The organism is Geminicoccus flavidas (genome assembly GCF_009806515.1).
Taxonomy (GTDB): domain Bacteria; phylum Pseudomonadota; class Alphaproteobacteria; order Geminicoccales; family Geminicoccaceae; genus Geminicoccus; species Geminicoccus flavidus.
On sequence record NZ_WUJP01000557.1, the window covers coordinates 1 to 2,543 of the forward strand.

Here is a 2,543-nt window from a genome sequence, read left to right on the forward strand (position 1 = left end):
TGCCGTGATCGTGCGGGTGCGCCCGCCGACCTGGCCTGCGCGCTCGTACAGGGTCACGCGGATGCCGGCCCGCGCCAGCAGCAGGGCAGCCGCAAGGCCACCCGGCCCGGCGCCGATCACGCCGACATGCGTCCTGCTCCTCGTCGGCATGATGCCCGCCCCGCGCCGCCCCGTGGATCCGAGCCGCACCTCCGCGCGATGGGCCTGGACCGGCCGGTGCGCATGGAAGTCACCGCTCGATCAGGCGAACTAATTCGCCGATGCGGAACGGCAAGGGATTGCCGATCGATTATTTTCCGGCACTGCTCGGCGATGCATTCCGATGGCAATGCCTTGCCACTGCAGGTAAGCGAATGGCCAGCATTTGATGAAATATAGTCATACGTCGCCTGCCGGATCCTGGATCACCGCAGCGTGGCCATTGGCTGCATCCGGCTGCCCCAGCGCTCGATGAAGGGCTGCCAGCGCCGGCGGACCAGGGTGATCTCGTCCTGTGCCAGCCGGTGCTCCGCCTTGCGATAGCTGGCCACTGCCCGCAAATGGGCCTGGAACTTCGGCAGCCCGTCCTCGAAGCCCGGCAGGTTCAGCTCGGTGAAGATGCGCTCCAGCTCGCATAGCGGGTCGCGCTCGACATCCTCGAAGCGCACGGTGCAGCCAGAGCCCGGCGGCAGGGCCGCGAAGTCGCCCAGCAACCGGTCCATGAGGGCCGGATAGGTTTCCAGCACCAGCGCCTCGACATCGACCTCGGCCCGTTGGATCGCCAGCTCGCGGAACAGGGTCCGGAACATCCGCACCGCCGATGCATAGACGGTGAGCGGATCGCGGTGGACATGGATGAACCGGGCGTCCGGCCAGATCGAGCGGATCAGCGCGATCCGGGCACTGTGGGCCGGGTTGCGCACCAGGAGCGGCCGGCGCCCCTGCTGCACGGTCATCTTGACCAGGTAGCGCTCGAGCGTCGCAGAGAAGCGGCGCAGCTCATCCGGCCCGGCACCGTTGAGGAACAGGCCAGGCACCAGCCAATCGCCGGCCCGGCGCGGGAAGTACACGCCGTGATAGAACGACCAGGGCGACAGGTTGGCGATTGCGAGCTCGTCCTCCTGCGGCAGGTCTGGGGCCAGCGGCACCCGGTCGATCAGCCGGGTCTTGGGATAGAACTGCTCGATGAACGGCCGCACCAGCTGCGCCAGGCCCAGCGCCTCCTGGGGCAGGCCCACCGCGATCGGCGGCAGGATGCCGAACCCGTCATGCCGGCTCAGCAGGTTGCTCAGATGGGTCGTGCCGCTGCGCCAGTAGCCCACCACGAACACCGGTGCCGGCAGCGCCTCCTTGGGCGGCAGCCAGTGGCCGGCGGCGGCTTCGGCGAGGGTGAAGGGCAGCCGGCCGACGGCGGTGGCCAGGGCCAGGGCCGGGACGTGCCAGCGCCCGGGCGGGATCGACCCGGCCTTGGCCAGGAGCGCCGCCAGGACCCGCAGGTCGGCACCCGCCAGCGGGTGGAATACCCGGTGCGCCCTGCCCCGCCCGCGCGATGCCGGTGCCGGCAGCCATCCCATCGCTTCTCCACCATCTTGCCGCCAGTCGGGCCCATTCGCCCTCCAGCCCTGAAGAGGTAACTCGATGCCGCGGCCGTGCCAGGGCCATCGGCGCCGGCTGCCAGCTTGGCTATGGGGCTGCCGGCTGACGCTCCAGCCAGTCCCTAAGCACGGCAATCTCCCCCTCCTGGGCGGCGATGATCTCCTCGGCCAGCTTCCTCAGCTCCGGATCCTTGCCATATTGGAGCTGCACCCTGGCCATGTCGATCGCTCCCTCGTGGTGCGGGATCATCACTTGCGCGAACAGCCTGTCCGCATCGGTGTCGGGCGGCAGCATCATGGCGGCGTGCATCTTCTCGTTCGCAGCCTCCATGGCTTCGCGCGCGGGGCTGGTGGCGCCGCTCGAACCTGTCGAGCCGGTATCGGCGCCCGGAACCGCCTGCTCGGGCACATGGCCCTCATGCACCGCTTCCTGAGCGATGGCGAAGCTTGCCACCAGCAGGCTGACCACGACCAAGGCCACGAGAAACTTAGCGGATCGCATCTACGTCTCCGTTGCTTCCTGGACGAATGATGAGGCCGGCCGCGATCGCCTGTGGCTGCCGGAGGCTTAGGCTCCTGGCTCCGGCCTCGCAGCGTGGCCAAGCGTGCCTGAGGGCTCAGGCTGATATTGCGCAGGGCATAGGCGGCTTCAACAGTTGGCGGAGCTCGCTGGTCCGGCCCCAATCCGGCATGAGTGACCTTTCCAGCTCATACATGTCACAGAGGATTCCTGAGAATTGCAAAAAATTAATATTTAATTTGACCACGTCCGCGCGAAGGCGGAACCTGTCGGGCCATAGTGTCAGGATCTATGAGGAACAGGCATTATGGCGAAGCTGACCGGCACGAATGGCAACGACCGCATCACTGGCACGCGGCTCGATGACACGATCGACGGCCTGAACGGCAACGACACGCTCTACGGCCGGGCCGGCAACGACCTGCTCTATGGCCGTCAGGGCAACGACC

The 2,543-nt window shown here is 67.5% G+C and carries 4 protein-coding genes; 1 reads left to right on the forward strand and 3 read right to left on the reverse strand.

What is annotated here, in order from left to right:
• The 3 genes from EQG76_RS15965 to copM all read right to left on the reverse strand — a co-directional run.
• A partial coding sequence (locus EQG76_RS15965; protein WP_159715212.1) for an NAD(P)-binding protein occupies window positions 1-150 on the reverse strand: 150 nt, incomplete at its 3' end.
• A 254-nt stretch (window positions 151-404) separates the two neighbouring features.
• Entirely contained in the window at window positions 405-1,553 is a 1,149-nt protein-coding gene (locus tag EQG76_RS15970; protein WP_159715214.1) for a sulfotransferase family protein, read from the reverse strand.
• 109 nt (window positions 1,554-1,662) lie between these two features.
• Window positions 1,663-2,043 carry a CopM family metallochaperone gene (gene copM / locus EQG76_RS15975; RefSeq protein WP_235031393.1) on the reverse strand — a complete coding sequence of 127 codons (381 nt, stop codon included), beginning with the start codon at window positions 2,041-2,043 and terminating at the stop codon, window positions 1,663-1,665.
• 358 nt (window positions 2,044-2,401) lie between these two features.
• Between copM and EQG76_RS33505 the strand changes: the two genes are divergently transcribed.
• Window positions 2,402-2,543 (forward strand): calcium-binding protein (locus EQG76_RS33505; protein ID WP_407925543.1); only part of this gene is annotated, 142 nt, incomplete at its 3' end.

Coding starts and splice junctions, on each gene's coding strand:
- EQG76_RS15970 (WP_159715214.1), bottom strand. CDS start 1,553: ATGGGATGGCTGCCGGCACCGGCATCGCGCGGGCGGGGCAGGGCGCAC.